The sequence below is a fragment of the Methylobacterium sp. D54C genome, assembly GCF_053345595.1.
Map to the genome: position 1 here is coordinate 55456 of NZ_JBKFAK010000012.1, position 25870 is coordinate 81325.

Sequence of the window (25870 nt, forward strand, 5' to 3'; positions counted from 1 at the left end):
TCCGCTCGCAAGGACGGACACGGCGCGAGCCCTGCTGCTGCCTGACCGCATGCACCGCTCAGGCCATGCTCCTGCCCGAACCAAGCGTCCGTCAACACGTTCCGATTGAACCGTCACTGGCCCGCCCCTTGCCAAGGCCGCTGCCGGAATGTTGCTGTGCCTGTCACGGCGGTAAACGGGAAAGCGTACATGGACGAACGGGATCTGCGCGGCCTCATCGGGCAGGTGAAGGACGGCCGCCTGTCGCGGCGCGCTTTCGTGCAGCGGATGGTGGCTGTGGGCCTCACCGCGCCCATGGCCGGGCTGATGCTGGCCGGGAACGGGGTCGCGATGGCGGCCGATATCCGGGCCGGCTACAAGCCGACCAAGGCCGGCGGCGGCGGCGCGCTCAAGCTGCTCTGGTGGCAGGCGCCGACGCTGATCAACCCGCATTTCGCCGTCGGCACCAAGGACCAGGACGCCTCGCGGATCTTCTACGAGCCGCTCGCCGCCTGGGACGCGGACGGCAACCTCGTGCCGGTGCTCGCCGCCTCGATCCCCTCGAAGGAGAACGGGGCGCTCGCCGCCGACGGCCGCTCGGTGGTCTGGACGCTCAAGCCCGGCGTGAAGTGGCACGACGGCAAGCCGCTCACCGCCGACGACCTCGTCTTCACCTGGGAATACGCCCGCGACCCCGCCACCGCGGCGGTGACGGCCGGGTCCTACAAGGATTGCAAGGTCGAGAAAGTCGACGACCTCAGCGTCCGGGTTCTGTTCGACAAGCCCACGCCCTACTGGTGCGACGCCTACGTGGGCATCGTCGGGATGGTGCTGCCGAAGCACCTGTTCGGACCCTACAGCGGCGCCAAGTCCCGGGACGCGCCCCAGAACCTCGCCCCGGTGGGCACCGGCCCGTACCGGTTCGTGGAGTTCCGGCCCGGCGACATCGTCCGCGGCGAGCGCAATCCCGACTACCACCTGCCGAACCGCCCGTACTTCGACACGGTCGAGATGAAGGGCGGCGGCGACGCGGTCTCGGCCGCCCGAGCCGTGCTCCAGACCGGCGAGTACGACTACGCCTGGAACATGCTGATCGAGGACGAGGTGCTGAAGCGCCTGGAGACCGGCGGCAAGGGCCGGGTCGACGTGGTCTACGGCGGCAAGCTCGAGTTCCTGCTCCTCAACGCCGCCGACCCGAACGTCGAGGTCGACGGCGAGCGCGCCTCGATCACCACCAAGCACCCCGCCTTCTCCGACCCGAAGGTGTGCCAGGCGATGAACCTCTTGGTCGACCGCAAGTCGATCCAGACCTACATCTACGGCCGCACCGGCAAGCCCACCGCCAACACGGTCAACGGCCCGGAGCGCTTCGTCTCCAAGAACACGAGCTTCGCCTTCGACCCGGCTAAGGCCAACGCGCTCCTCGACGAGGCCGGCTGGAAGAAGGGTTCCGACGGCATCCGCGCCAAGGACGGCAAGAAGCTCAAGCTGGTCTTCCAGACCTCGATCAACGCGCCGCGCCAGAAGACGCAGGCGATCATCAAGCAGGCGGCCGCCAAGGCCGGCATCGAGATCGAGCTGAAATCGGTGACCGGCTCGGTGTTCTTCTCCTCCGACCCGGCCAACCCCGACACCTGCACGCATTTCTACGCCGACATGGAGATGTACGCCTACAGCATGACCCAGGCCGATCCGGCGATCTGGCTGCTCATGTACGCCTCCTGGGAGGTGGCCCAGAAGGCCAACAAGTGGCAGGGCCGCAACGTCGTGCGCTGGCGCAACGACGCCTACGACAAGGCCTACAACGCCGCCCAGAGCGAGCTCGACCCGGTCAAGCGCGCGGCGCTGCTGATCACCTGCAACGACCTCGCGGTCTCCGAGAACGTGCTGCCGCTGATCCACCGCGCCGAGGTCTCGGCGGTGGGCGCGACGCTGACGGCGCCCCGCAGCGGCTGGGACAACGACCTGTCGTTCCTGCCCGACTGGTACAGGGAGGCCTGAGCGGGAGCGTCGCGCCATGGGCGCCTACATCCTGCGACGCCTCCTGATCGCGATTCCGAGCCTCCTCGGCATCAGCCTGATCCTGTTCACCGTCCTGGCGCTCGCGCCGGGCGACCCGTTCGGCGAACTCGCCAGCAACCCGAACGTGCCGCCGGAGGTGCGGGCGGCTCTGCGCGTCAAGTTCGGCCTCGATGACCCGATCCTCACCCGCTACCTGCACTGGCTCACCGCCATGCTGCAGGGGGATTGGGGCTTCTCCTTCGCCAGCCGGGTGAACGTCGACACCCTGATCCTGCAGCGGCTGCCCACGACCCTGTTCGTGGTCGGCTCCTCGCAGATCCTGGCGCTGCTGATCGCCGTACCGGTGGGCCTCTACGCGGCGCGCCGGCCCTACTCGCTTGCCGACCAGGTCGCCAACACGCTGGCCTTCGTGGGCTTCTCGCTGCCGACTTTCTTCACCGGCCTGCTGTTCATCCTGCTGTTCTCGATCAAGCTCGGCTGGCTGCCCTTCGTCTATCAGGCCGACCTGCCGGGCTCCGGCCTGCCTTGGCTCTGGGCGAATGTCCGGCAGGCGATCATGCCGGTGGCGGTGCTGGGCTTCTTCCAGGCCGCCTCCTACACCCGCTACGTGCGCGCCTCGGCGCTGGACGTCGCCCGCCTCGACTACGTCACCACGGCCCGGGCCAAGGGCCTGACCGAGGGCACGGTGACCCGCCGGCACATCGCCCGCAACGCCCTGATCCCGGTGGTGACGCTCGTCGCCCTCCAGATCCCGGCGGTGTTCGGCGGCGCCATCGTCACCGAGCAGATCTTCCGGATCCCCGGCATCGGCTCGCTGCTGATCGACGCGATGCTGGCCAACGACACGCCGGTGGTGATGGCGGTGACCTTCGTGTTCGCCGGCCTCGTCATCCTGTTCAACCTCGTCGCGGACCTGCTCTATGGCTGGCTCGACCCTCGCATCGCCCTCCGATGAGGCGCCTGCCCTCGCCCGCGCGCCGGCCTCGCCGGGGCGGGAGACGTGGCGGCGCTTCCGGCGGCACCGGCTGGCGCTCGCCAGCGTCGGCGTGCTGGCGCTGCTCGTCGCCGGCGTGGTGTTCGGCGGCCTGCTCTGGCCGGTCGCCATCGACGACATCGACTTCGCGGCCCAGCTCCAGGGTCCGTCCTGGGACCACCCGTTCGGCACCGACGATCTCGGCCAGGACCTGCTGGCCCGGATGATCTACGGCGGGCGGATCTCGCTCGCGGTCGGCTTCGCCGCCATGGCGGTGGCGAGCCTGATCGGCGTGCTGGTCGGCGCGCTCGCCGGGATGTCGCGCCGGTTCCTCGACCCGGTGCTCATGTGGCTGACCGACCTGTTCCTGTCGCTGCCGCAGCTGCCGCTGCTGCTCCTCGTGATCTACCTGTTCCGCGACAGCCTGAAGGCCGTGTTCGGCAGCCAGGGCGGCGTGTTCCTGATGATCGTCGCGGTGATCGGGGGCCTGCGCTGGATGCCGGTGGCCCGGCTGGTGCGGGCGCAGTTCCTGTCCCTGCGCGAGAAGGAGTTCGTGGAGGCGGCCCGCTCGCAGGGGGCGACGACCGGGCACCTCGTGCGCCGCCACATCCTGCCGAACGCGCTCGGGCCGGTGATCGTGGCGGCCTCGATCGAGGTCTCGTCCGCGATCATCGCGGAATCGACCCTGTCCTTCCTGGGGCTCGGCTTCCCGCCCGACATCCCGACCTGGGGGCGGCTCCTGTTCGACGCCAAGGACCATCTCGACGTCGCCCCGCACTGGGCGCTGTTCCCGGGAGGCGCGATCTTCCTGACCGTGCTGTCGATCAACTTCATCGGCGACGGCCTGCGCGACGCCCTCGACCCGCGACGGGTTCTTTAGCGATGGCGGATCCAGTGGACCCGATCCTCTCGGTCTCAGACCTCACCGTCTCCTTCCGCTCGAACGGGCGCTGGCGCGAAGTCGTGCACGGCGTCTCGTTCGACGTGGGCCCGCGCGAGACCGTGGCCCTCGTCGGCGAATCCGGCTCGGGCAAGAGCGTCAGCGCCCTCTCGATCCTGCGCCTCCTGCCGCGGGACGCGAGCCGTATCGGCGGGCGCGTGCGCTTCGAGAGCCGCGAGCTGCTCGCCGCCCCCGAGGCCGAGATGCGGCGGGTGCGCGGCGATTCCATCGCCATGATCTTCCAAGAGCCGATGACCTCCCTGAACCCGGTCCTGACCATCGGCTTCCAGATCGCCGAGGCGCTGATCCGGCACCGGGGCCTGTCGCGGTCCGCCGCCGAGGCGGAGGCGCTCCGGCTCCTCGACAAGGTCCGGATCCCGGCCGCCCGCTCGCGCCTGCACGAGTACCCGCACCGCTTCTCCGGCGGCATGCGCCAGCGGGTGATGATCGCCATGGCGCTCGCCTGCCGGCCGAAGCTCCTGATCGCCGACGAGCCGACCACGGCGCTCGACGTCACGATCCAGGCCCAGATCCTCGACCTCATCAAGAGCCTGCAGGACGAGGAGGGCATGTCGGTCCTGTTCATCACCCACGACATGGGTGTGGTCGCCGAGATCGCCGACCGCACCGTGGTGATGTACCGGGGCCGCGCCGTGGAGGCCGGCCCGACCGCGCGCATTTTTTCCGAACCCACCGAGCCTTATACGCGGGCGCTGCTGGCCGCGGTCCCGCGCCTCGGGACCATGGCGGGCCGGGCCCGCCCGATGCGGTTCCCGGTGGTCGACCGGGCGACCGGCCTCGCGGCACCGACGCCCGAGACCCCCGACACCGTCAGGGCCGCCGAGCGCCCGGTTCTGGAGGTGCGCGACCTGACGACCCGGTTCGACATCCGCTCCGGGCTGCTCGGCCGCGTGACTGGGCGCGTCCACGCGGTGGAGCGGGTCTCGTTCAGCCTCGCGGCCGGCGAGACCCTGGCGCTCGTCGGCGAATCCGGCTGCGGCAAGTCCACCACCGGGCGCTCGATCCTGCGCCTCGTCGAGCCGCTCTCGGGCTCGGTCCTGCTCGACGGCGAGGACATCACGGGCCTCGATGCCGGCACCCTCCGCGCCCGCCGCCAGCGCATGCAGATGATCTTCCAGGACCCGTTCGCCAGCCTCGACCCGCGCCTGAGCGTCGGTGCGGCGGTGGCGGAGCCGCTGCTGATCAACCGCCTCTCCGCGCCCCGCGAGGCCCGGCGGCGGGCGGAGGACCTGCTCACCCGGGTCGGGCTTCCGCCCGAGGCCGCCGCGCGCTTCCCGCACGAGTTCTCCGGCGGCCAGCGCCAGCGCATCTGCATCGCCCGCGCGCTCGCCCTGAACCCCCGCCTGATCGTCGCCGACGAGGCGGTCTCGGCGCTCGACGTCTCGGTGAAGGCGCAGGTCGTGAACCTGATGCTCGACCTGCAGGCGGAGCTCGGCCTCGCCTACCTGTTCATCTCGCACGACATGGCGGTGGTCGAGCGGGTCAGCCACCGGGTGGCGGTGATGTATCTCGGCGAGATCGTGGAGATCGGTCTCCGAGCCGCGATCTTCGGCGATCCGCGGCACCCCTACACGAAGAAGCTGCTCGCCGCGGTGCCCGTGCCGGATCCGGGCCGGCGGGGCGAGCGGCACGCGCTGCCGGACGACGAGATCCGCAGCCCGATCCGGACCCCCGACTACGTGCCGCCGGAGCGCCTCTACCGGGAGGTCGCGCCCGGCCACGTCGTGCAGGACTGGGGCACCGAGTGGGACACGGGCGCCCGCCAGGGCGCGGCCGCCTGAAGCCGGCGGCCCGGACCCTCGCGCGCGATGCCGCGCGGTCCGCGACAGGATCCAGCGTAAAGCTTGCGGCGCTGCTCGCAATACGGGCAATGTTGCTCAGAAAGCGATCAGTACCGGTAAGAAATCTTTGATTATTTCCGCATTAATGTCGGCCCTACACACGCGGTGTGTTGCCGCGATGAAGCGGTCGAGAGGCTTCCTTGCGCGCGAGCGATTTCCGATCCTTCCACGAGGCGTCGAAGCGCAGCGGCGTGATCCTGTCGTTCGGCGGAGATCTCTCGGAGAACATCCTGTTCTCGCTCGGGGAAGTGCTGAAGCTGCGCATGCGGCACGAGGAGACCGACGCCGCGGTCGCCAAGCGCGTCTTCTCGATCTTCGTCGAGCAGGCCCAGAACGTGATCCGCTACTCGGCCGACAAGGTCGCGCCCGCCGAGCCGCCGGGCCCCGCCCGGGTCAGCGCCGGCATGATCGCCGTCGGCACCGAGGAGGGGCGGTTCTTCGTGGTCTGCGGCAACGAGGTCGGCAGGACCGAGGTGCCGCGGCTGCGCGAGCGGCTCGACGAGATCGCCACCCTGTCGAGCGACGAGCTCAGGAAGGTCTACCGCGAGAAGCTGCGCCAGCCGCCGGACGAGGGCAGCCTCGGCGGCAGCATCGGACTGATCGAGATCGCCCGCCGGTCGAGCGCCCCAGTCGAGTACGACTTCCAGGATCTGGGCGCGGAGCGCAGCCTGTTCTGCCTCAAAGCCTTCATCTGAGGATCGCACGGACATGGACCGCATCACGCTGCCCCGGACCGAGCGCTCGCCCGAGGTCGATTTCGACTTCGCGTCGGGGCGGCTCGTCCTGCGCGGCGAATCCTACCCGGAGGACGCCGCCGCGTTCTTCGGCCCGCTGCTGCAGGCCCTGCGCGGCCACCTCGCGGCGACCGAGGCGAGCCCGATCACCTTCGACGTCGCGCTCGCCTACTTCAACTCGTCGAGCGCCAAGGCGCTGATGAACCTGTTCATGCCCCTGGAGGACGCCGCCGCCGAGGGGCGCCCGGTGACGATCCGCTGGATGTTCGGCGCCGACGACGACGTGATCCAGGAGGCCGGCGAGGATTTCGCGGCCGACTTCGCGCATGCCCGGTTCGAGATGATCGCGAGCGTCCCCGCGTGAGCGCGCACCGGGCGCCGGCCCACGATCTCCTGTCCGAGCCGGCGGACGCCTTCAGCCTGTTCGACACCGAGGAGGCCGTTCTCGGCCGATCCGAGGTGATGCTGGCCCGCCTCGCCGAGGTCGGCGACGGGGTGCGGGAGCTCGCCGGCGCCTACCGGCGCAGCTACCACGAGCAGCGCCGGCTGGTGCGGCTGAGCGACCGGATGCAGCTCGACCTGCACCGCGCCAACCAGCGGATGGCCGAGCAGCAGCGCGCCCTGCGCCACCTCAACGACGCCCTCTCGGCGGAGATCGAGCACCGGTCGCGCCTCGAGGCCGAGCTCCGCCGCCTCGCCGACACCGACCACCTCACCGACGCCCTGTCGCGCCGCCGCTTCCTGCAGATCTGCGAGGAGGTCTGGGCCCGGACCCAGTCGGGCGACACGCCCTCCAGCGTGCTGATGCTCGACCTCGACCGCTTCAAGCTGATCAACGACCGTTACGGCCACAGCGCGGGCGACACGGTCCTCAAGGCCTTCGTCGAGACCTGCCGCGACAACCTGCGCGCGGTCGACGTGATCGGCCGCATGGGTGGTGAGGAATTCGCCATCCTCGTCACCGGCACTGTGATGGCCGAGGCGCAAGTCATCGCCGAGGCGCTTCGTCGCGCGGTGGCGCAGCGGCCGGTGCGCCTGGAGCACGGGCCGCTGCCGATCTCGGTGAGCATCGGCCTCGCGGCGTTCGGCCCGAGCGAGTCGATGTCGGCGACCCTCCGGCGGGCCGACGCGGCGCTCTACGCCGCCAAGCATGCCGGCCGCGACTGCGTGCGCTGCGCGGCCGAACCGGGCGCGTCCCTGACCTGAGGCGCCGCGCGCCCGGCCTCGGAGCGGAACCGCTGTGACACGGAGTGACGTCGCGTGAGCGGACCTGACACGGCCCTGGACAGCCCGCGTCCCGCCGGGGGGATCCGCGGCGCGCGACCGCTCCGGACCGGGGATGCCCTGGCGCGGCTCGGCTTCGCCGACATCGATCCGGTCCCGGCCGCCGGCGGCGCCGGGCGCGCGGGCGGCCTGCGCGGGGCCGGCCCGATCCGCCGGGGCGATCCCCTGTCGAAGCGCGGCTTCGCCGACGTGCTGGCCGCGGGCGCGCCCGCGGACGAGCTGATGAAGCCCGGCGCCCTGCGCGGGGCGGCCCGAGGCCGCGACCTCGACAGCCTGTCCCACACCCTGTTCCTGCGCATCTACCCGGTGATCGGCGCCCTCCTGCTGCTGACCCAGCTCGGGATCGCCTGGGTGACCTACACCGACCAGCTCCGGCTGTACGGCGACCGGGCGCATCTCCTCGCCCGGCTCACCGCCGCGGCGATCGCGCGGCCCGACTGGGCGCGCGACCCGGACGCCTACGACGGCCCGCTCAAGGCCCTGGCCGCCGAGCCCGATTTCGCCCACGCCGTCCTGCGCGACGCCGCGGGCCACGTCGTCGGGACGGCGGGCGCGGCGCCCCCCGCGCGGGGCTGGTCCACCCTCTCGGCCCAGGCCGACCTGTCGGTGCCCGGCCGCGCCGGCCCGGCGGGCAGCCTGACCGTCACGGTCTCCACCAAGGCGCTGCGGGACAACGCGGCGTGGCAGGTGATGCTCGCCCTCGGCGCCAGCGTCGGGCTGATGATCGCCTTCGTGATCACCCTGCACGCCACCGTGCGCCGCCACGTCATGGCGCCGCTGATGCGGCTGCTGCTCGCCATGCGGGAGATCGAGCACAAGCGCTGGACGACCGTGGAGCTCGGGGGCGCCTACCGGCCGAGCAATGAGATCGACGTCATCAGCCAGGCCTTCAACCGCATGGTCGAGGGCCTGCGGAGCGGCGACGCCGCCAAGCAGCTCCTCGTCGAGCTGGAGCAGGCCCACGACAGGCTGGAGCGCGCCAACCGCCAGGTGGTCGAGAGCATCGGCTACGCTCGGCGCATCCAGGATTCGGTGCTGCCGGACCGCAACGCCCTGGCGGGCGCGGGGGTCGAGGTCGCGGTGCTGTGGGAGCCGCTCCACGTCGTCGGCGGCGACTATTTCTGGCTGGAGGAGATCGACGGCCTCTGCGTGATCGCGGTGGCCGACTGCACCGGCCACGGCGTGCCCGGCGCGTTCCTGACCCTGATCGTCGCGACCGCCCTCGACCGGCTGCTGCACGAGCGCGGCCTGCGCGCGCCGGCGGCGATCCTGGCCGGGCTCGACGCGATGGTCCGCACGCAGCTCCGCCAGGACGGCCGCGGCGCCGAATCGGATGACGGGCTCGATTGCGGCCTGTGCGTCTGGGACCGCGCGGCCGGGACGCTGCACTTCGCCGGCGCCGGCCTGTCGCTCACGGTGGTCCGGGACGGCGTGGCCGAGCGCGTCCGCGGCGGCCGCCGGGGGCTCGGCTACCCGCGCCCCGCCCGTGACGGGCAGCCGGAGGACGTCGTCGCGGACATCGCCGTTCCGGTGGCGGGCGCCACCTTCTACCTGATGACGGACGGCATCATCGACCAGATGGGCCGCGCGGCGCCCGACCGGGCGCCGCGGCTCCTCGGCCGGCGCGGCGTGGCCGACAGCCTCCTGCGCCACGCCGACCTGCCCCTCGCCGCCCAGACCGTGGCCCTCGAGGCCGATCTCGACGCCTATCGCGGGACCGAGGCCCGGCGGGACGACATGACCCTGGTGGCGTTCCGGCTTCCTCCGGCGACCGTCGCCGGCTGAGACCGGCCGTCCCCCTCGGGGCCATCGATGCCAGGTGCGCATCGATCGATCCAACAATGACGTTGGACAGGCCGTCCGGCCTGCGCCACTCCTGGGCCCGGCCCCGGGAGAGCCGTCGCGGTCGCCGCCGAGAGGCACCGCCAAGAACCGCCTCCGGGGCTTCCAGCGCGCCCCCGCGGACAAGACCTGGAGGAAGCCATGGCTGAGGACGCCGTCACCGGGATCCGCCTGCGGTCCGTCGCCCTGCCGCTGAGGACCCCGATCAGCGACGCCAAGGTGCTCACCGGCCGCCAGAAGCCGATGACCGAGATCGCGATCCTGTTCTGCGAGGTCGAGAGCCGGGAGGGCCATCGCGGCCTCGGGATCAGCTATTCCAAGCGCGCCGGCGGGCCGGGCCAGTTCGCCCATGCCCGCGAGATCGCTCCGGCGCTGCTCGGGGCGGATCCGAGCGACATCGCCAAGGCCTGGGACACGCTCGCCTGGGCCGGCGCCTCGGCCGGCCGCAGCGGCCTCGCCGTCCAGGCGATCGGCGCCTTCGACGTGGCCCTGTGGGATCTCAAGGCGCGGCGGGCCGGCCTGTCGCTCGCCAAGCTCCTCGGGGCGCAGCGCGACTCGGTGCGCTGCTACAACACCTCGGGCGGCTTCCTGCACACGCCGCTGGAGGAGCTGCTCGTCAACACCGACCGCGCCCGGGCGAAGGGCATCGGCGGCATCAAGCTGAAGGTCGGCCAGCCGGACTGGGCCGAGGATATCCGCCGGGTCTCGCGGGTGCGCGAGCATCTGGGCGACGCCTTCCCGCTCATGGTCGACGCCAACCAGCAATGGGATCGGCCGACCGCGATGCGGATGGGCCGGACCTTCGAGCGCTTCAACCTGATCTGGATCGAGGAGCCCCTCGACTGCCTGGACGCCGCCGGGCACGCGGCCCTGGCCGCCGCCCTCGACACGCCGGTCGCCACCGGCGAGATGCTGACGAGCGTCGCCGAGCACTGGGACTTCATCCGCCAGGGCGGCGCCGACTTCCTGATGCCCGACGCGCCGCGGGTCGGCGGCATCACGCCCTTCCTCAAGGTGGCGGCGCTCGCCGAGTTCGCCGGGCTGACGATCGCGCCGCACTTCTCGATGGAGCTCCACATCCACCTCGCCGCCGCGCTGCAGCGGGAGCCCTGGGTCGAGCATTTCGAGTGGCTGGAGCCGCTGTTCAACGAGCGGCTGGAGCTGGAGGACGGCCGCATGCGCGTGCCGACCCGGCCGGGCCTCGGCCTCTCCCTGAGCGAGCAGGCGCTGGCCTGGACGCGCGAGACCGCCGGGTTCGGTAGCCTCGGCTGAGCGCACGGGGAGGGGGCGCTCCGAGGCCCGCCGACCCGGATCGTCCGATCCTCCCCCCATCCCGCGGTGCGGTCGCGCGGCGGCCGCCTCGAAGGAGCTCTCCGCCGGGGCCGCGACGCGTCACCTCAGGACGAGGGTCGGACCTCGTCGTGCCGCGCTCCGCCCGAGCGGGCACAGCGAAGGCCCGTTCCGTCCCAATTACGCCGTCGGGCGGCCCACCGGAGCCGTGGACCGAAGCCGCCTGTACCAGTGTCCGCCGCCCGGAATCGGCCGCCGGTGCGCGCGCGACGATATCCTGACCTGGAAAATGACATAGGCCGCTTTTTCAAGCCGGTCAGCGAAGTAAAACCGTGAATTTTTCGCGGGGTGGCGTCCGCGATCGATTGCCGATACGCTGCGTTTCTGTCGTCGCGATCCTCTCATTTGAAAATTTATAAAGAACAGATCTGGAGTGACCGGTCCATGTCGTGTGTCGAAGGAGAAGGTCATCGCCGCGTCCCGGGCGGCACGCGCGCGGGGCCCGGCGCGACGCGGCTGGTCGCGCGTTCCGAGGCGGCGGGCAAGATCGTCAACCGCCACGGCGATCACGCCTGTCGCCTGCGGCTGACCGCCGGCGCCGCGCCGATGCTGGCCCGATGAGCGCCCCCGGCCTTCTGTCGCGCCGCGCGCTCCTGGCCGCCGCGGCGGCCGGGGCGCTCGCCCCGCGCGCCGCCGCCGCGCAGGCGGCCACCCGCATCGCCGCCCTGGGCGGGGCCGTCACCGAGATCCTCTACCGCCTCGGCGCCGGCGGCCGGATCGTCGCGGTCGACACGACCAGCCTCTACCCGCCCGAGGCGCTGCGCGAGAAGCCGAGTGTCGGCTACCTGCGGGCGCTCTCGGCCGAGGGCCTTCTGGCGCAGCAGCCCGACCTGATCATCGCCGCCGAGGGGGCCGGGCCGCCGGCCGTCCTGGCGCAGCTGCGCGAGGCCGGGCTGCGCGTCGAGACGGTGACAGAGCCGCCGAATCCCGAGGGCGTGCTGGACAAGATCGAGACGGTCGGGCGCCTCGCCGGCCTGGAGCGCGAGGCCGAGGCCCTCGAGACCGAGGTCCGCGCGCGCTTCGCCGACCTCGCGACCCGGCGCGCCCGGATCGCCCGGGCGGCCCGGGCCCTCGTCGTCCTGTCGGTCCAGGGCGGCCGGACCGTCGTCGGCGGCACCGGCTCCTCGGCGGACGGCATCCTGGCCCTGGCGGGCATCGGCAACGCGGCCGCGGGCCTGGAGGGCTTCAAGCCGATGACCGACGAGGCCATCGTGGCCGCCGCCCCCGACGCGGTGGTGATGATGCAGAACGGTCCCGAGCCGCCGAAGCCCGAGAGCATCTTCGCCCCCGGCACGGCCCTCGGCCAGACGCCGGCGGCGGCGCGGGGGCGGCTGGTGGCCATGGACGGCCTCTACCTCCTCGGGTTCGGGCCGCGCACGCCCGAGGCCGCCACCGACCTGATGCGGGCGCTCTACCCGGACCTGCCGCGTGACTGAGCCGCGCGGCGGCGGGCGGGGCGCGTGAGCCGCCGCGCGGCGCCCTGGGTGCTGGGTGTCCTGGCGGCCGTGGTGCTCGCCGCCGCCCTGCTCTCGGTGAGCCTCGGGGCGATCCCCATCCCGCCGGACCGGGTCCTCGCGGTCCTGATCGGGGAGGGGAGCGATCCGGCCCGCGCCCGCGACGGGCTGGTGATCCTCTCGATCCGCCTGCCCCGCACCCTGCTGGGGCTGCTGGTCGGGGCCGGGCTGGCGGTCTCGGGGGCGCTGATGCAGGGGCTGTTCCGCAACCCCCTGGCCGATCCGGCGCTGGTCGGGGTCTCGTCGGGGGCGGGGCTCGCGGCCGCGGTGATCATCGTCCTGGGCGACCGGATCCTCGCCGGGCTGGGGCTTCCCGGGCCGCTGCCCTACGCCGCGCTGCCGGCCGGAGCCTTCCTCGGCGGCCTGTGCGCGACCCTCATCCTCTACGCCCTCGCCACCCGGTCCGGGCGCACCGCGGTGGCGACGATGCTGCTCGCGGGGATCGCGCTGGGGGCGCTGAGCGGCGCGCTGACCGGCCTGCTGACCTTCGTCAGCGACGACCGGCAACTGCGCGATCTCGCCTTCTGGTCCCTGGGCAGCCTCGGCGGCGCCACCTGGTCCAAGGTCGCGGCCTCGGCGCCGCTGATCCTGCCGGTGCTGGCCGCGGTCCCGCTCCTCGGCCGCGGCCTGAACGCCCTCGTCCTCGGCGAGGCCGAGGCGTTCCATCTCGGCGTCCCGGTGGAGCGGCTGAAGCGCGCCTGCATCGTGCTGGTGGCGGTCGCGGTCGGCGCCAGCGTGGCGGCGGCGGGGGTGATCGGCTTCGTCGGCCTCGTGGTGCCGCACGCCCTGCGGCTGCTGATCGGCCCGGGGCACCGGCTGCTGCTGCCGGCCTCGGCGCTCCTCGGCGGCGCCTTCCTGGTCCTCGCCGACGTGGTGGCGCGCCGCGTCGCCGCGCCCGCCGAGCTGCCGATCGGGATCGTCACCGCGCTGGTCGGCGCGCCGGTCTTCCTGTGGCTGCTTCTCGGCCGGGTGCGACCGGACGATATCTGACGATGTCTGACAATGTCTGATCCGGCCCTGCTCACGGCGCGCGACCTGACCGTCACGGTGGCGGGGCGCGACCTCGTGCGCGACGTATCCCTGGCGGTGGCGGGCGGCACCCTGCAGGTGATCGTCGGCCCCAACGGGGCCGGCAAGTCGACCCTCGTCCGCCTGCTCAGCGGCGCCCTGCGCCCGACCCGGGGCAGCGTCGCCTATGAGGGTGCGCCCGTGGCGACGATCCCGCCCTGGCGCCTCGCCGCGACGCGGGCGGTGCTGCCGCAGGCGGCGCGCCTCGCCTTCCCGTTCGCGGCGGCCGAGGTCGCCCGGATCGGCCTCGACGGCATCGGCCGGGGCCTCGGGGCCCGCGACCGGGCGGCGATCCTGGCCCGGGCCCTCGCGCGGGCCGACGTGGCGCATCTCGCCGACCGGGCCTACCCGACCCTCTCGGGCGGGGAGCAGGCGCGGGTGCAATTCGCCCGCGTGCTCTGCCAGCTGGAGGCCGGCCGCACGGTGGCGGACCGGCAGGTGCTGTTCCTGGACGAGCCGACCGCGAGCCTCGACCTCCGGCACCAGGGCGCGCTGCTCGACGCCGCTGCCGGGCTGGCGGCGACCGGCGTCGCCGTGGTGGCGATCCTCCACGACCTCAACCTCGCGGCCGCCTACGCCGACCGGCTGCTGGTGCTGGACGGGGGCCGGCTGGTCGCCGGCGGGCGGCCGGCCGAGGTCCTGACCGACGACCTCATCGCCGGGGTCTTCGGCGTCCGCTGGCCGGTCGGGCGGGTGCCGCCGGGCGGCCAGCCCTTCCTGCTACCGCACCGGAACGCGCCCGGTCGGCGCGGCTAGCGATAGCGCGACGGGTGGTATTCCCGGTAGCTCACGCCGATCACGGCCGCGAGCAGCCCGGCCCCGCGGCACAGCGTGTAGCCGCCGCCGATCAGGGTCGCCGGCCTGAGGGACAGGCCGGCGATCCCGAGCCGCAGAAGGCCGCCGCCGAGGCGCACGAAGCCGCGGCCCGCGTTGGCGAGACGGCCGCCCACCGTTTCCGGGCGGAGCCGGCCGAGATAGGCCTCGACGCTGCCGCTGCGGTACCAGCGCGCCAGCAGCCAGCGCACCCGCATCCGGTGCGTCGGGATGCTGTCGTAGACCACGGCCGTCTCGGCCCAGGCGATCCGGTGCCCGGCGAGCATCAGGGCCCGGAAGAAGAACGTGTCCTCGCCGCCCATCGTGTTGAAGCGCATGTCGAAGGACAGGCCCAGCGCCCGGATCACCCGCAGGTCCAGGAGCGCGTTGGCGGTGTAGCCGTCCTCCACGTAGCCGTCGCGGACCGGCAGGCGCTTGGCGAAGAAGCCCCCGGCGGCCGCCCAGGCGGGCGGAACCCGGTCGAAGAACGGCACGACCGGCCCGACGCAGGCCGCGACGCCCGCGGCGAGGGCGGTCTCGAGCAGGTTGTGAAGCCAGTCGCGGTCGGGAAACTCGTCGTCGTCGATCAGAGCGACCCAATCCGCGCCGGCCGCGGAGGCCTCCGCGAGGCTGCGGTTGCGGACCGCGGCGAGGCCGCGGGTCTCCTCCCGGGCATAGGTGACGGGGAAGCGGCCGGTCGCCCGGTAGGCCTCCACCACCGGGACGGCGGCGCGGCTGCGTCCGTTGTCGATGATCAGGATGCGCAGGGCGGTCTCGGCGAGGCTGCCGAGCCGCTGCTGGTCCAGGGCCTTGAGCAGGCGCGCCAGCCCCACGGGCCGCTCGCAGGTGCAGATGCAGATGCACAGGCGCATCGTCTTACCTCTGTCCGATCGGGTGGGCGTGCGGCCGCGGCCGCAGGCGCTTGCCCGCCGCCGCCAGCAGCGTCGCGGCCAGGAACCGCCAGATCCGGGGATGCCGGAGCGCCAGGGTCGCGCCCGCGCGCCAGCGGCCGGCCTGGGCCGCCTCGATGACCTGGGCGATCAGCCGCGTCACCGCGAGGCCGTCGCGGTAGGCGCGGCTGCCGTGGCGGATCTCGGCGGAGCGCGACCGCGCCTCGGCGAGGCGGCCGTGCTCGGCCCGGGCCGCGAAGGCCGCGTCGAGGCGCGCGATGTCGGCCTGGCGCAGCCGGTGCGACAGCGAGGTGGGTCCGCGCCGGTAGCCGTAGCCCGCGTAGGTGGTGACCACGAACCGCGCCCCCGCCGCGAGGGCTTCCAGGCACAGCAGGAAATCTTCCCCGATCCGGACGCCCTCGTCGTACCGGATGCCGTGCCGGCGCAGGATCTCGGCGCGCATCATGGGCTTGAGGTAGCCGAGCTTGGTCACCCGGCTGAGCAGCTGGTTGCTGGCGATGTACTTGGCGAGGTCGATCTCGAACAGATACGGCTCCCGGCCGCCCTCCAGCATGCCGGGCCCCTGCGGGTCGAACATGTCGGTGAACGGGATCGGGTTGTCGGCGACGAGGTCGGCATCCGCCGCGAGCGCGAGATCGAGCAGGGTCCGGGTGCGGTCGGGCAGGATCAGGTCGTCGGCGTCGAGGATCGCGATCCACCGGCCCCGGGCGGCGTTCAGCGCCGCGTTCCGGGCGCTCGACGGGCCCCGGGGCGTGCCCGGTCCGGCATCGGCGAGGGGAATGACGCGGACCCGCGGATCGGCTTCCGCCAGGCGCGCCAGCACGGAGGCGGTCCCGTCCCGCGAGCCGTCATCGACCGCCACCACCTCCACGGCGACGCCGGTCTGGGCGAGGGCGGAGCGGATGGCCGTCTCGATCCAGGGCGCCGCGTCGTGCGCGGCCATGATGAACGAGACGTCCACGAAGGTGCCCCGAGCATCGGACAAGAGTTGATCCGCCATCGCGCTTCCTGGGCCGCCGGGCGCGGCCTCCGAGACCGCCCCCGACTTTGGCCGGAAGCGATCGGCGCGCACGACGCTCAAAGGGCGTAGGGCGGCCGCCATCCCCTCCCATTGCGGGGGATGGCCCCGACGGCCGGAACAGGTCAGTGCGTGTCGGGGGCTGTGTCGCCCGCGGGGCGGGAATTCCGGACGCTGAGGCCCTTCGCCAGAATCGTCCGGACGTGGGCGCGCAATTTTTGTTTTCTCTCCGCCGAGGCAGGAGAATCTTTTTTGAGGCTCGAATCGCCGGAGGCTGCCATGTCGAACGCCCCTGAGGCCCGTCACCGCGCGCCGCCATCGCCGAAGCGGCCGCAAGGGTGATCGGCGATACCTATAATGGATTATTTGGCTGGAATCTCGACATTATTGCAACGCAACCAACGAAAACAGTTTTGATGTTTGTTAAGGTTTATGTCTCCTACTGAGCATTGTCGGACGTGGGCGAACTACGTAGGTAGTATCCGAGGGCCCTCCCGAGGGCGAAAATCAGGGAGGAGATGAGTGCCCAGTCGCTTCTATTTCGACATCGAGAACGGCGAGGAGACGATCCGCGACGCGCAGGGCGTGGAAGCCGCGGACGTGGCCGAGGCGCTCGCGGAGGCCCGCAGCGTGATCGACGAAATGGCGGGTGAACTGGAGGTCGCGGGACCGGCCGGCGCGTGGACGCTTGTCGTGCGCGACGCCACCGGCGCGGAGGTCGGCCGGGTGCCGATCAAGGGCTGAGCCGGGGACGCGCGAGCGGATTACGGGCCGACCAGCGCGGAGGCGCCGACTCGCCGGCGCGGGGCCCGCAGCAGCCGGCGTGCGGGCCGCTCCAGGAGCCGCCACGACAGTTCGGCCAGCAGCAGCGTCAGCATCAGGTCGAGCGCCATGGAGACCGAGCGCGGTCCGGCGACGTCGAGGCCCACGAGGGCCAGCACGCGCTCCGCGTGGAGCGGCACGTGGAACAGGTAGGCGGCGTAGCTGATCACGCCGATCCGGCGCAGCCACGGGATCTCCAGGAGGGCGACCGCGCGGCCCTCCCACGCCTCGACCACCTGCAGTAGCAGCAGCGCCGCCAGGACGCCGCTGAGGCGGCCGAGAACGAGCCACCAGCCGGTCGGCGCGATCAGGAGCGGCAGGGCCACGAACAGGGCCAGCACGCCGGCCAGGGCGGCGTCGCGGGCGAGCCAGGCCGGGAGCGGCCGGGTGCGCAGGCCGGCGAGGCCGCCCAGCGCGATCAGTCCGACATTGGCCAGGGTGTCGACGTCGAAGCACCGCGGCGCGGCGCCCGCCCGCCACAGGGCACCGTGCGCCAGGACGCTGATCCCGACCAGGAGCCAGCACAGCGTGCCGAGGTGGCGCCGCGGCAGGAACAGGGCCGCCGGCGCGAACAGCAGGTAGAATTGCTGCTCGACCGCGAGGCTCCAGAGATGGCCGAGCTCGGTGCCCCAGCCGTTCAGCTCGATGTAGATGTTGGTGACGTAGAACCACGTCGCGAGCTTGAACGCGTCGTTGCCGAGACTGGCCGGGTCGCCGGGCCGGACCGTGTAGAGCACGAACAGGAAGACGTAGTAGACCGGCACGATCCGGGCGACTCGATTCCGGTAGAACAGCCCGAGGCTGCCGAGCGGGGTCGACGCGCCCGCCTCCACGGCCGTGCGGGCCGCGGCGAGGATCCGGACGATCAGGAAGCCGCTCAGGACGAAGAACAGCCACACGCCGGCCGTGCCGAGGGCCTCGGTCCTCGGGCTCGGCGCCTTGTGGCTGACGAAGACCATCAGGAACGCCAGGGCCCGCAGGCCGTCGAACCCGTTGATGCGGCGCTCTGAAGGGGCCACGGCGCGTCCTGTCCGGTGATCGACCGCGCCGCGCCGGGGCAGAACGCGCCCGCGCGGCCGGGTCCGGCCGGGAGGGCCGGGCAGCCCGGTTTAGACCGGCCCCCGCGCGGGGGCCCTTACCTCGATCGGCGGACGGGACCTCCCCGAAAGCGGTCCCGCCGCCCGGTAGGGCCGTCAGCGGCGGCGGATGAGCAGGACGACGAGGCCGACGGCGACGGCCGCCCCGGCCTGGGCGGCCAGCAGCGCGAGCAGGAACCCCTTCGGTAGAACAACCGCGAAACCGATCGCTCCTCCAATCAGTGCAGCGAACACCAGCACGACCAGCAACGCCTTACCTCCATTGATGGATCGGCGGCCGTCTTGTTGCCGAACCGGTCGTGGGCCCAGTGTTGTCGCAAGGGTTCCGCCTGCGATCGACGCCCCTTCGGACCGGCCGAGCGCCGCCGAAGCCGGCTGCGGCGAGGCTGGCCGAACCGGCCGGCTGCGCGCGTCGCTCCGCAAGTTCCGATCCCGTCTCACCCCGAGTCAAGGAGCCGACATGTTGCGCCCGGCTGGGACCCCGACGCCGATCGAGTCGTCGACGCCGCAGGATATGGTCGAGACGCTGAACGAGGCGTTGGTCAAGACATTGCCGGCCCCGCGGCAGGCCGGCCCCGGCCTCCGGGCGAGCTGGGCGATGAAGCGCGTCCTCGACGCGACGATCGCGCTGACGGCGCTCTTCCTGCTTCTGCCCCTGCTGCTGTTCATCGCCCTGCTGATCTGGGGCAGCGACGGCCGGTCGCCGATCTTCCGACACAAGCGCCTCGGCCGGCACGGGCGCCCCTTCGGATGCCTGAAGTTCCGGTCCATGGTCGCGGACGGCGACGCGGTGCTGGCGCGGCATTTCGCCGAGAATCCCGAGGCCCGGGCGGAGTGGGAGGCGTCCTTCAAGCTCACCCACGATCCCCGCGTCACGGCGCTGGGCCATGTCCTGCGCAAGACGTCCCTCGACGAGCTGCCGCAGCTCTGGAACGTGCTGCGCGGCGAGATGAGCCTCGTGGGGCCGCGGCCGATCGTCCAGGCCGAGGTCGTGCGCTACGGCGCCGACTTCACCGCCTGCTTCTCCGTCCCGCCGGGCCTGACCGGCCTCTGGCAGGTCTCCGGGCGCAGCGACACGGGCTACGCCGAGCGCGTCGCCCTCGATTGCGCCTATGCCAGCCAGTGGAGCCTCCGCCGCGACCTCGCCATCCTGCTCAAGACGGTTCCGGCCGTGCTGAGCCAGCGCGGCAGCCGCTAGGGCCATGACCGGTCGGCCGCGCCGCGCCCGCCGCGCCCGCCGCGGAGCGCGCCGATGAAGGGCATGATGCTCAACGCCCTGCTGGGCGTGATGCTGGGCCGCTTCGGCTCGGTCTGGCGGCTGCTGGTCTTCGTCCCGATCGTCGCGGCCGAGGTCGGCTACGGCCTCCTCGTCTACAACCTGAGCGCCGGCGCGTGCCTGCGGCGCGGGGCGGCGCTGCTGGTCTGCGGGCAACTGGCCTTCCTGCTCGGCGCCCTGCTGCGGCCCATCGCCAACGAGCGGTGAGCCGTCCGGGCCCGGTGCGGCCCGGCGCGGCGAAGCGGACACGTCAGGCCGGATCCTCCTCGGCGGCCGGCGCCTGAAGGCAGAGCCGCCAGAACTCCACGAAGCCGGCGGCGTACGCGGCGATGACGAGGCTCGACCAATGCATCGCGTGGCTCCGGGCGCGTTCGAGGGCCCAGCCTGGCGCGGAGACGTTAAGATTTAGTCGGGTCCGGTGTCGGGTCCGGTGTCCGGAGCCCGGTTCCGGTGTCCGGAGCCCGGTGCGGTGTCATGTGTGGTCCGATGCCCGGGGCGGTCGCCGGTGCGGCGTCCGCCCGCCGGTGCGGCTAGCGGCAGACGATCGATTCCTTGAAGCCGCACGGATCGCCCATCCGGGTGAACGCGACCCGCTCGAACAGCGCGGTGACCGGCTGTCCCGAATACTCCGTCGGTCCGAGCCACGACGCGAAGTCCGGGCCCTGTCCCGACCAGACGCTGAGCATGATCTTGCTCGGATGGGAGGGAAGCGGCCGGTCGGGCGTGCCGACGACCTCGCGCAGCAGGCGTCCGTTGACGTACCAGCGCAGGCGGTCGGGCAGCCACTCGAAGGCGTAGTCCGCGGTGGTGGTCGCGGCGTCGAAGCCGAGGGCGTCGAGGCTGACGTGCTCGCCGACGCCGCCGACGAAGTAGTTGAGCTGGACCTTGCTCGTGTCCTTGCCGAGCCACTCGAAATCGATCTCGTCGTTCGTCCGCCGGTCGCCGTTGTCGGGGCCGTTATAGGTGAAGAACGCCGAGACCATGCCGGACCCGGTGCCGGCCCGCATCCGGACCTCGTAGGTGCCGTAGCCGTAGCGCTCGCGGGTCTGGATCTCGGCGCAGCTGAAGGGGCGCTCCTTGTAGGTGATGTCCGTCAGGGACAGCGAGAGTTCGCCGGGCGTCGCGATCCGGGCGCGGTGCTTCGACCACGTGCAGCCCTGCCAGTCGCCGTTGACCCAGCCGTCCGAGACGTACCAGCGGCGTTCGTTCAGGGTGCTGAACAACTCCACGAAGGATGCGCCGCCCTGGGCAGCCTGGGCCGCGGCGGGAGAGGCGGCCTGGGCCGCGGCCGGCGGCGTGGCGGTCTCGCCCGCGCTCGCGGGATAGGCCTGCAGGAGAAGCGTCGCCGCCACGCAGAGGCGGCGGCCCGGGCCGGAGCAGATCGTCATGCGCACGTCCTCAAACCAGTCGCCGCAGGATCGCGGCGGCGCGCATCGTAGCGGCGGGGGCGGCTCCGGCCGGGGATCATTCGGACGATCCGGCCCGGGGCCGGCCCCCTCCTTTCGGACGATCTCGCGCGCCGCGCCGGGATCGCCCTACCGTGCCGGCGGACCGGCCGCGGCGCGGACCGGCCGGAGAGTCGCGGAGTCGTCCGGTGCGCAGCTTAGAGGCCTCGTCCCCCGTCCCGGAGGTCTGCGTCATCATCGCGGCCCGGGACGCCGCGGACACGATCGCGACCGCCGTCGCCTCGGCGCTCCGGCAGCCGGAGGTCGCCGAGGTCATCGTGGTGGACGACGCCTCCGCGGACCCGACCGGCGCGGCCGCCGCGGCGGCCGACGACGGTACCGGCCGCCTGCGGATTATCCGGCTCACCGAGAATGTCGGACCCGCCGAGGCCCGGAACCGCGCCATCGCGGCCGCCCGCGCCCCGCTGCTCTGCATCCTCGACGCCGACGACTACTTCCTCGAGGGCCGGCTCGGCCGGCTCCTCTCCGCGCCCCGGACCTGGGATCTGATCGCCGACGACATCGTCATGGTCCGCGGCCGCGAGGCGGCCTCCGCCGCCGGCCTCGTCACCGGACCGGGGCGGCCGCAGCGGCTCACCCTCGCGGCCTTCGTGACCGGCAACATCCCCCGTCCCGGCGCGAGCCGGCGCGAGCTCGGCTTCCTGAAGCCGATCATGCGGCGGGGTTTCCTGGACCGGCAGGGGCTGCGCTACGACGCGCGGCTGCGGCTCGGGGAGGATTACGCCCTCTACGTCGAGGCGCTGGCGGCCGGGGCGGTGTTCGCCGTGACCGCGCCCTGCGGCTACGTCGCGGTCGAGCGCTCGAACTCGCTGAGCGCGCAGCACCGGACGGACGACCTCGGGGCGATGCTGGCCTTCGACGACGCCATGCTGGGCCGGCCGGGTCTCGCCCCGGAGGCGCGGGCGGCCCTCCGGGCCCACCGCGCCGCCACGGCGCGGCGCTGGCAGCACCGGCGCGTCCTCGACCGGCGGCGCGCCCAGGGCTACGCGGCGGCCCTGCGGGAGCTGCTCGGCACGCCCCTGGCGTGGCGCCACATCCTGTCGGTGACCCTGGCGGCCAAGCTCGCGCGCCTCGTGCCCGCGTCCGTGCCGGAGCGCGAGACCGGTCCGCGCCTGCTCCTCGGACCGGAGCGCCGCCTCGAGCCGGCGCGCTGAGCCGGCGCTGGGCCGGGCCGGCAGCGGCGCGTCAGCGGTCGCGCTCCTCCCTGCGCGCCCGCACGGCCGCCACGTCGGACCGGACCTCGTCCAGCGCGCTGCGGACCCGCTCCAGGGCCGTCGAGACCGTCGCGTCCAGGTCCAGATCGACGGCGTCCGGCGCCGTGCCGTGACGGAAGCTGTCCAGCAGGTAGGGCATCATCTTGCCGTGGAGCGCCGTGTAGGCACCGGGACTGGACAACTCGTAGACGACCGCGAGAGCGTGATAGGCTCGGACGAGAACCTCGAGCGCGACATCCGCGCTGCGCGGCCCCCGATCGCAATCATCGCTGCCCATCATCGTGCTTGATAATTTATTGCTGCCCCGTCCGCCGGGTAACATGCCCACCTAAGACTGTCGACGTCGGGAGCCATTGCAATCTTCGATCCCCTATGGCGCGGGGCCGTTTATCCGCGCGCCATGGCTCGACTGCAACAGTCACTGAATAGCGGGGGGCAATTCAAGGTCTCGTCTAGCCGCGGAGCTGCCGCGTCGGCCGGATCATTGTGGCGATCTTGGTCTCGACCTCGACCAAAACGCTGTTCACAAGGTGAAGGGCGCCGTCAACTGTACCGGTTGTCAGGCTCTCGTCGCGGCTCGTCTCTTGGATGATGCGGAAATTGTCCTCGACGAACGCGCGGATCTTCTGCTGAACGTCGACGAACTCTCCGGGATGGGCCGTCTCGTAGAGGAGTGCCAGGGCCAGGTAGGCGCGCCCCACCATGTCCAGCGCCAGGGTCGTGCTGACCTCAGAATGTCCGGCGTCCGGGAGCGACACGACGACTGAATTTCCTGTCGGATGTTAGTTTTTTACACTATCACGGACTTTATTCGGCGCCAACCGCGCCGATGATCGGTGGTGTGGATTCTGCATTGATTCCCGTCGACCGGGGGGCCGGTCCCCGGCGGGGCGGTCGGTGCGCGGTCGGAGCGCCGACACGACGCGCGCGGGCGCTGCGCCCGCCAGCAATCCTCGCCACAGTGATCAACGGACCGCCGGCAGGCCGGTCCGGGTGAGCCCGGCTCGGGTGGTGAGACGCGTCCCGTCGCGTGCGGCGCGGGCTCCGTGACCGTCCCGGGCCGATCGCGCGCGGCGTTAACGGCCGGCGGTGGCCCGGCGCTCGGCGCGGTCTTGGCCCGGCGCCAGATCCTGCGCGATCCGCAGCTTGAGCGCGAGGATCCGGTTGTGTCGCGCCATCGCGAGGAGCGACTCGGCGGTCCCGACATCGCCGCGCATCCGCAGCGCGTGGGCGGCCAGCGCCATCTGGGCAGCCATCGCGTCCGCCTGGCGGGCGGCGTGCGGGACGTTCTGGGAGAGGGGCATTCCGGATGGCCACGGCTCGAGGGCTCAGCCGATCCTCCGGACGATCCGTTAACGATATCTTAATGGCCGCACCCCCGCGCCGTCCGAGCGGCGCGGGCCGTCACTTCCGGATGGGCAGGCGGCCGACCAGCCAGCCCTCCTCGTTGCGCACGAGGAGGGTCCAGGGCGGCTCCCGGCCGTTTCCTGTAATCTCATCGGCCATCTCGGCGATCACGCTACGCGCCTCGATCAGGGCTTCCTCGAGGCCAGCGGCCTCGACCCCCACGTGGTCGTGGATCGTCTCCTCGGCATTTGCGATCTCGAAGTAGAAACGCGCCGCCAACAGGGTTCTCCTCCGCCGGAACTCTTCGGGGAGTTCAGTTCTATAGACCGGTGTTAGCATCTTAGCCGTTCGCGCTCCCGGACAAAGCGGTCGGGAAAAAGCAGCCTGTCTTTGACAATTCGGGTGATGCGCCGGGAAAATGTTCGCGCGATCGTCGACCGCCGCCGCCGGATCAGCCGAATGGCGTAGCCGCCCGGCCGCCGCCATGGCCGGATGGCGATGTAAGGCGCGGTTCGGGGCGGCCCGGCTGCCGGTTCGGGACGGACCGCGGCCGGGTGGGGCCGGTCGGGCCGAATCGTCGCCGCTACGCCCGATCGGCAGAGCCGCGTACGCCTAAGATATGATGTTGGTGGCCCTGTCGGGCCGCCGTAGACCCGAGCGTCGGTGCGATCGCGGCGAGGATTCCATGAACATCACGATGGTCGGGTCGGGCTATGTCGGTCTGGTCTCTGGCGCGTGCTTTGCGGATTTCGGCCACACGGTCGTGTGCGTCGACAGCAATCGCGGCCGGATCGACGCGCTGAATGCCGGCCGGATGCCGATCTACGAGCCGGGCCTCGAGGCCCTGGTCGCCGAGAACGTCCGCCAGGACCGCCTGTCCTTCATCACCGACCTGGAGACGGCGGTCGGTCAGGCCGACGCGGTCTTCATCGCGGTGGGCACGCCCTCCCGCCGCGGCGACGGCTTCGCCGACCTGAGCTACGTCTACGCGGCCGCCCGCAGCATCGCGCGCGCGCTGCGCGGCTTCACGGTGGTGGTGACCAAGTCGACCGTGCCGGTGGGCACCGGCGACGAGGTCGAGCGCATCATCCGCGAGACCAACCCCGAGGCGCAGTTCGCGGTCGTCTCGAACCCCGAGTTCCTCCGCGAGGGCGCGGCCATCGCCGATTTCAAGCGCCCCGACCGCATCGTCGTCGGCACCGACGAGCCGCGGGCCGTGGCGGTCATGGAGCAGATCTACCGCCCGCTCTACCTCAACGCCGCGCCGATCGTCGCGATGAGCCGCCGGACGGCCGAGCTGACCAAGTACGCGGCGAACGCGTTCCTCGCGGCGAAGATCACGTTCATCAACGAGGTGGCGGACCTGTGCGAGGCGGTGGGCGCGGACGTGCAGGCGGTGGCGCGCGGCATCGGCCTGGACAACCGGATCGGGTCGAAGTTCCTGCATGCCGGGCCGGGCTACGGCGGCTCGTGCTTCCCCAAGGACACGCTGGCCCTGGTCAAGACCGCGCAGGACGCGGGCACGCCGCTGCGGCTGGTCGAGACGGTGGTGGCGGTCAACGACCAGCGCAAGCGCGCGATGGCGCGCAAGGTGATCAAGGCCTGCGGCGGGTCGGTGCGGGGCAAGACGATCGCCCTCCTCGGCCTGACCTTCAAGCCGAACACCGACGACATGCGCGACGCGCCCGCGCTGGCGATCGTGGCGGGCCTGCAGGACGCCGGCGCCGTAATCCGCGCCTACGATCCCGAGGGCATGGAGCAGGCGCGCCCGCTCCTGCCCGGCGTCGCCTTCGCCGAGGACGCCTACCACTGCGCCGAGGGCGCCGACGCGCTGGTCCTCGTCACCGAGTGGGACGCGTTCCGGGCCCTTGACCTCGACCGGCTGCGGGCGGCGATGCAGCGACCGGTCCTCGTGGATCTCCGCAACGTCTACCGGGCCGCCGACGTCCGGGCGCACGGCTTCGCCTACAGCAGCGTGGGCCGGCCTGACGAACCCGGTGACCAGCCCGGCGACGAGTCCGAGATCCCGCCGGCTCTGCCCCCCGCCGACGCCGTCGCCGGGACCGCGTGAGGCGCGGCCGGGCCCGCGGAACGCGGGCCCGTCGTCGCCCGGCGCCGATGAGGGCGGCGGACGGGAGCCCCGCCGATCCGCTGGACGATCCCCCGCACGAGCGACCCGGCATGCGGCCGCTCCGGCCGCGGTGATTGCGCCGGCGCGCGGGGCGAGAGGACGGGGAGGCCGATCCGCGGCGTCGGGACCGGGCCGGTGGCGCCGCGCCGATCCGCCGACCACTTGGCGGGACGGTCGGACGCGAAACGGGTCCCCTCGCGGGCCGCC

General features: G+C 72.5%; 27 protein-coding genes. 18 read left to right on the plus strand and 9 right to left on the minus strand.

The window, feature by feature from the left end; all coding sequences use genetic code 11:
* The first annotated feature begins 189 nt into the window (after positions 1 to 189).
* The 13 genes from ACLBYB_RS20970 (at position 190) to ACLBYB_RS21030 (ending at position 14324) form a co-directional block, all read left to right on the plus strand.
* Positions 190 to 1980 (plus strand): peptide ABC transporter substrate-binding protein, encoded by a 1791-nt coding sequence (locus ACLBYB_RS20970; RefSeq protein ID WP_331298048.1) that lies wholly within the window; start codon positions 190 to 192, stop codon positions 1978 to 1980.
* A gap of 16 nt (positions 1981 to 1996) precedes the next feature.
* The gene (locus ACLBYB_RS20975) at positions 1997 to 2956 is read left to right on the plus strand and encodes an ABC transporter permease (RefSeq protein WP_447699941.1); all 960 of its coding nucleotides are present in this window, start codon (positions 1997 to 1999) and stop codon (positions 2954 to 2956) included.
* Positions 2922 to 3854 (plus strand): ABC transporter permease, encoded by a 933-nt coding sequence (locus ACLBYB_RS20980; RefSeq protein ID WP_091979577.1) that lies wholly within the window; start codon positions 2922 to 2924, stop codon positions 3852 to 3854. Before ACLBYB_RS20975 ends, ACLBYB_RS20980 begins: the two co-directional genes overlap by 35 nt.
* A gap of 2 nt (positions 3855 to 3856) precedes the next feature.
* Positions 3857 to 5716, plus strand: a complete 1860-nt coding sequence (locus tag ACLBYB_RS20985; protein WP_447699942.1) for an ABC transporter ATP-binding protein — start codon at positions 3857 to 3859, stop codon at positions 5714 to 5716.
* 200 nt (positions 5717 to 5916) lie between these two features.
* A complete protein-coding gene (locus ACLBYB_RS20990) occupies positions 5917 to 6471 on the plus strand; it encodes a SiaB family protein kinase (protein ID WP_020091215.1) in 555 nt (184 codons plus the stop codon).
* Between the two features lie 13 nt (positions 6472 to 6484).
* The gene (locus tag ACLBYB_RS20995; protein WP_012321503.1) at positions 6485 to 6874 is read left to right on the plus strand and encodes a DUF1987 domain-containing protein; all 390 of its coding nucleotides are present in this window, start codon (positions 6485 to 6487) and stop codon (positions 6872 to 6874) included.
* The gene (locus ACLBYB_RS21000; protein WP_447699943.1) at positions 6871 to 7716 is read left to right on the plus strand and encodes a GGDEF domain-containing protein; all 846 of its coding nucleotides are present in this window, start codon (positions 6871 to 6873) and stop codon (positions 7714 to 7716) included. The genes ACLBYB_RS20995 and ACLBYB_RS21000 overlap by 4 nt, the downstream gene beginning before the upstream one ends.
* A gap of 54 nt (positions 7717 to 7770) precedes the next feature.
* Positions 7771 to 9579 (plus strand): SpoIIE family protein phosphatase, encoded by a 1809-nt coding sequence (locus ACLBYB_RS21005; protein ID WP_447699944.1) that lies wholly within the window; start codon positions 7771 to 7773, stop codon positions 9577 to 9579.
* 198 nt (positions 9580 to 9777) lie between these two features.
* Positions 9778 to 10908 carry an L-talarate/galactarate dehydratase gene (locus ACLBYB_RS21010; protein WP_020091212.1) on the plus strand — a complete coding sequence of 377 codons (1131 nt, stop codon included), beginning with the start codon at positions 9778 to 9780 and terminating at the stop codon, positions 10906 to 10908.
* 366 nt (positions 10909 to 11274) lie between these two features.
* Positions 11275 to 11547, plus strand: coding sequence for a hypothetical protein (locus tag ACLBYB_RS21015; RefSeq protein WP_447699945.1), 273 nt, complete (start codon positions 11275 to 11277; stop codon positions 11545 to 11547).
* Positions 11544 to 12422 carry a heme/hemin ABC transporter substrate-binding protein gene (locus ACLBYB_RS21020; RefSeq protein ID WP_447692773.1) on the plus strand — a complete coding sequence of 293 codons (879 nt, stop codon included), beginning with the start codon at positions 11544 to 11546 and terminating at the stop codon, positions 12420 to 12422. The genes ACLBYB_RS21015 and ACLBYB_RS21020 overlap by 4 nt, the downstream gene beginning before the upstream one ends.
* Before the next feature lie 24 nt (positions 12423 to 12446).
* Positions 12447 to 13490: a FecCD family ABC transporter permease gene (locus ACLBYB_RS21025; RefSeq protein ID WP_447699946.1), complete on the plus strand. Its 1044-nt coding sequence runs from the start codon at positions 12447 to 12449 to the stop codon at positions 13488 to 13490.
* Positions 13491 to 13502: 12 nt separating this feature from the next.
* Positions 13503 to 14324, plus strand: coding sequence for a heme ABC transporter ATP-binding protein (locus ACLBYB_RS21030; protein ID WP_447699947.1), 822 nt, complete (start codon positions 13503 to 13505; stop codon positions 14322 to 14324).
* Here ACLBYB_RS21030 and ACLBYB_RS21035 read toward each other — a convergent pair.
* Both ACLBYB_RS21035 and ACLBYB_RS21040 read right to left on the minus strand, forming a co-directional pair.
* A complete protein-coding gene (locus tag ACLBYB_RS21035; protein ID WP_091979562.1) occupies positions 14321 to 15253 on the minus strand; it encodes a glycosyltransferase family 2 protein in 933 nt (310 codons plus the stop codon). The genes ACLBYB_RS21030 and ACLBYB_RS21035 overlap by 4 nt on opposite strands.
* A gap of 4 nt (positions 15254 to 15257) precedes the next feature.
* Positions 15258 to 16277, minus strand: a complete 1020-nt coding sequence (locus ACLBYB_RS21040; RefSeq protein ID WP_447699948.1) for a glycosyltransferase family 2 protein — start codon at positions 16275 to 16277, stop codon at positions 15258 to 15260.
* A 555-nt stretch (positions 16278 to 16832) separates the two neighbouring features.
* Here ACLBYB_RS21040 and ACLBYB_RS21045 point away from each other — a divergent pair.
* Complete coding sequence (locus ACLBYB_RS21045) at positions 16833 to 17054, plus strand: DUF6894 family protein (protein ID WP_447681938.1); 222 nt, start codon at positions 16833 to 16835, stop codon at positions 17052 to 17054.
* 20 nt (positions 17055 to 17074) lie between these two features.
* Here ACLBYB_RS21045 and ACLBYB_RS21050 read toward each other — a convergent pair whose 3' ends face one another.
* Positions 17075 to 18151 (minus strand): acyltransferase family protein, encoded by a 1077-nt coding sequence (locus ACLBYB_RS21050; protein ID WP_447699949.1) that lies wholly within the window; start codon positions 18149 to 18151, stop codon positions 17075 to 17077.
* Positions 18152 to 18325: 174 nt separating this feature from the next.
* Positions 18326 to 18478 carry a hypothetical protein gene (locus ACLBYB_RS21055; protein WP_020091203.1) on the minus strand — a complete coding sequence of 51 codons (153 nt, stop codon included), beginning with the start codon at positions 18476 to 18478 and terminating at the stop codon, positions 18326 to 18328.
* A 211-nt stretch (positions 18479 to 18689) separates the two neighbouring features.
* Here ACLBYB_RS21055 and ACLBYB_RS21060 point away from each other — a divergent pair, with 211 nt between their 5' ends.
* Both ACLBYB_RS21060 and ACLBYB_RS21065 read left to right on the plus strand, forming a co-directional pair.
* Positions 18690 to 19427: a sugar transferase gene (locus tag ACLBYB_RS21060; protein ID WP_427508512.1), complete on the plus strand. Its 738-nt coding sequence runs from the start codon at positions 18690 to 18692 to the stop codon at positions 19425 to 19427.
* A 54-nt stretch (positions 19428 to 19481) separates the two neighbouring features.
* Complete coding sequence (locus ACLBYB_RS21065; RefSeq protein WP_447699950.1) at positions 19482 to 19712, plus strand: hypothetical protein; 231 nt, start codon at positions 19482 to 19484, stop codon at positions 19710 to 19712.
* 323 nt (positions 19713 to 20035) lie between these two features.
* On the opposite strand, the gene ACLBYB_RS21070 is transcribed toward ACLBYB_RS21065, so the two are convergent.
* On the minus strand, positions 20036 to 20893 hold the full coding sequence (locus ACLBYB_RS21070) for a glycoside hydrolase family 16 protein (RefSeq protein ID WP_447699951.1): 858 nt from the start codon (positions 20891 to 20893) through the stop codon (positions 20036 to 20038).
* A 206-nt stretch (positions 20894 to 21099) separates the two neighbouring features.
* Here ACLBYB_RS21070 and ACLBYB_RS21075 point away from each other — a divergent pair, with 206 nt between their 5' ends.
* Entirely contained in the window at positions 21100 to 22125 is a 1026-nt protein-coding gene (locus ACLBYB_RS21075) for a glycosyltransferase family 2 protein (RefSeq protein WP_447699952.1), read from the plus strand.
* 31 nt (positions 22126 to 22156) lie between these two features.
* Here the strand turns inward: ACLBYB_RS21075 and ACLBYB_RS21080 are convergent, their stop codons facing one another.
* The 4 genes from ACLBYB_RS21080 to ACLBYB_RS21095 all read right to left on the minus strand — a co-directional run bounded on the left by ACLBYB_RS21080 (position 22157) and on the right by ACLBYB_RS21095 (position 23811).
* A complete protein-coding gene (locus tag ACLBYB_RS21080) occupies positions 22157 to 22465 on the minus strand; it encodes a hypothetical protein (RefSeq protein WP_447699953.1) in 309 nt (102 codons plus the stop codon).
* 172 nt (positions 22466 to 22637) lie between these two features.
* Entirely contained in the window at positions 22638 to 22943 is a 306-nt protein-coding gene (locus ACLBYB_RS21085) for a hypothetical protein (RefSeq protein ID WP_447699954.1), read from the minus strand.
* A 318-nt stretch (positions 22944 to 23261) separates the two neighbouring features.
* Positions 23262 to 23489 carry a hypothetical protein gene (locus tag ACLBYB_RS21090; protein WP_020091196.1) on the minus strand — a complete coding sequence of 76 codons (228 nt, stop codon included), beginning with the start codon at positions 23487 to 23489 and terminating at the stop codon, positions 23262 to 23264.
* A 100-nt stretch (positions 23490 to 23589) separates the two neighbouring features.
* Entirely contained in the window at positions 23590 to 23811 is a 222-nt protein-coding gene (locus ACLBYB_RS21095; protein ID WP_020091195.1) for a DUF6894 family protein, read from the minus strand.
* A 406-nt stretch (positions 23812 to 24217) separates the two neighbouring features.
* Between ACLBYB_RS21095 and ACLBYB_RS21100 the strand changes: the two genes are divergently transcribed.
* Positions 24218 to 25603, plus strand: a complete 1386-nt coding sequence (locus tag ACLBYB_RS21100) for a UDP-glucose dehydrogenase family protein (protein ID WP_042672177.1) — start codon at positions 24218 to 24220, stop codon at positions 25601 to 25603.
* Positions 25604 to 25870 lie beyond the last annotated feature (267 nt).

Bases quoted from the DNA above. Each gene is read 5' to 3' on its own strand.
- ACLBYB_RS21035 (WP_091979562.1), bottom strand. From the start codon at position 15,253: ATGCGCCTGTGCATCTGCATCTGCACCTGCGAGCGGCCCGTGGGGCTG.
- ACLBYB_RS20970 (WP_331298048.1), top strand. From the start codon at position 190: ATGGACGAACGGGATCTGCGCGGCCTCATCGGGCAGGTGAAGGACGGC.
- ACLBYB_RS21060 (WP_427508512.1), top strand. From the start codon at position 18,690: ATGTTGCGCCCGGCTGGGACCCCGACGCCGATCGAGTCGTCGACGCCG.
- ACLBYB_RS21030 (WP_447699947.1), top strand. From the start codon at position 13,503: ATGTCTGATCCGGCCCTGCTCACGGCGCGCGACCTGACCGTCACGGTG.
- ACLBYB_RS21020 (WP_447692773.1), top strand. From the start codon at position 11,544: ATGAGCGCCCCCGGCCTTCTGTCGCGCCGCGCGCTCCTGGCCGCCGCG.
- ACLBYB_RS20980 (WP_091979577.1), top strand. From the start codon at position 2,922: ATGGCTGGCTCGACCCTCGCATCGCCCTCCGATGAGGCGCCTGCCCTC.
- ACLBYB_RS21080 (WP_447699953.1), bottom strand. From the start codon at position 22,465: ATGATGGGCAGCGATGATTGCGATCGGGGGCCGCGCAGCGCGGATGTC.
- ACLBYB_RS21065 (WP_447699950.1), top strand. From the start codon at position 19,482: ATGAAGGGCATGATGCTCAACGCCCTGCTGGGCGTGATGCTGGGCCGC.
- ACLBYB_RS21100 (WP_042672177.1), top strand. From the start codon at position 24,218: ATGAACATCACGATGGTCGGGTCGGGCTATGTCGGTCTGGTCTCTGGC.
- ACLBYB_RS20995 (WP_012321503.1), top strand. From the start codon at position 6,485: ATGGACCGCATCACGCTGCCCCGGACCGAGCGCTCGCCCGAGGTCGAT.
- ACLBYB_RS21010 (WP_020091212.1), top strand. From the start codon at position 9,778: ATGGCTGAGGACGCCGTCACCGGGATCCGCCTGCGGTCCGTCGCCCTG.
- ACLBYB_RS21070 (WP_447699951.1), bottom strand. From the start codon at position 20,893: ATGACGATCTGCTCCGGCCCGGGCCGCCGCCTCTGCGTGGCGGCGACG.
- ACLBYB_RS20985 (WP_447699942.1), top strand. From the start codon at position 3,857: ATGGCGGATCCAGTGGACCCGATCCTCTCGGTCTCAGACCTCACCGTC.
- ACLBYB_RS20975 (WP_447699941.1), top strand. From the start codon at position 1,997: ATGGGCGCCTACATCCTGCGACGCCTCCTGATCGCGATTCCGAGCCTC.
- ACLBYB_RS21090 (WP_020091196.1), bottom strand. From the start codon at position 23,489: ATGCCCCTCTCCCAGAACGTCCCGCACGCCGCCCGCCAGGCGGACGCG.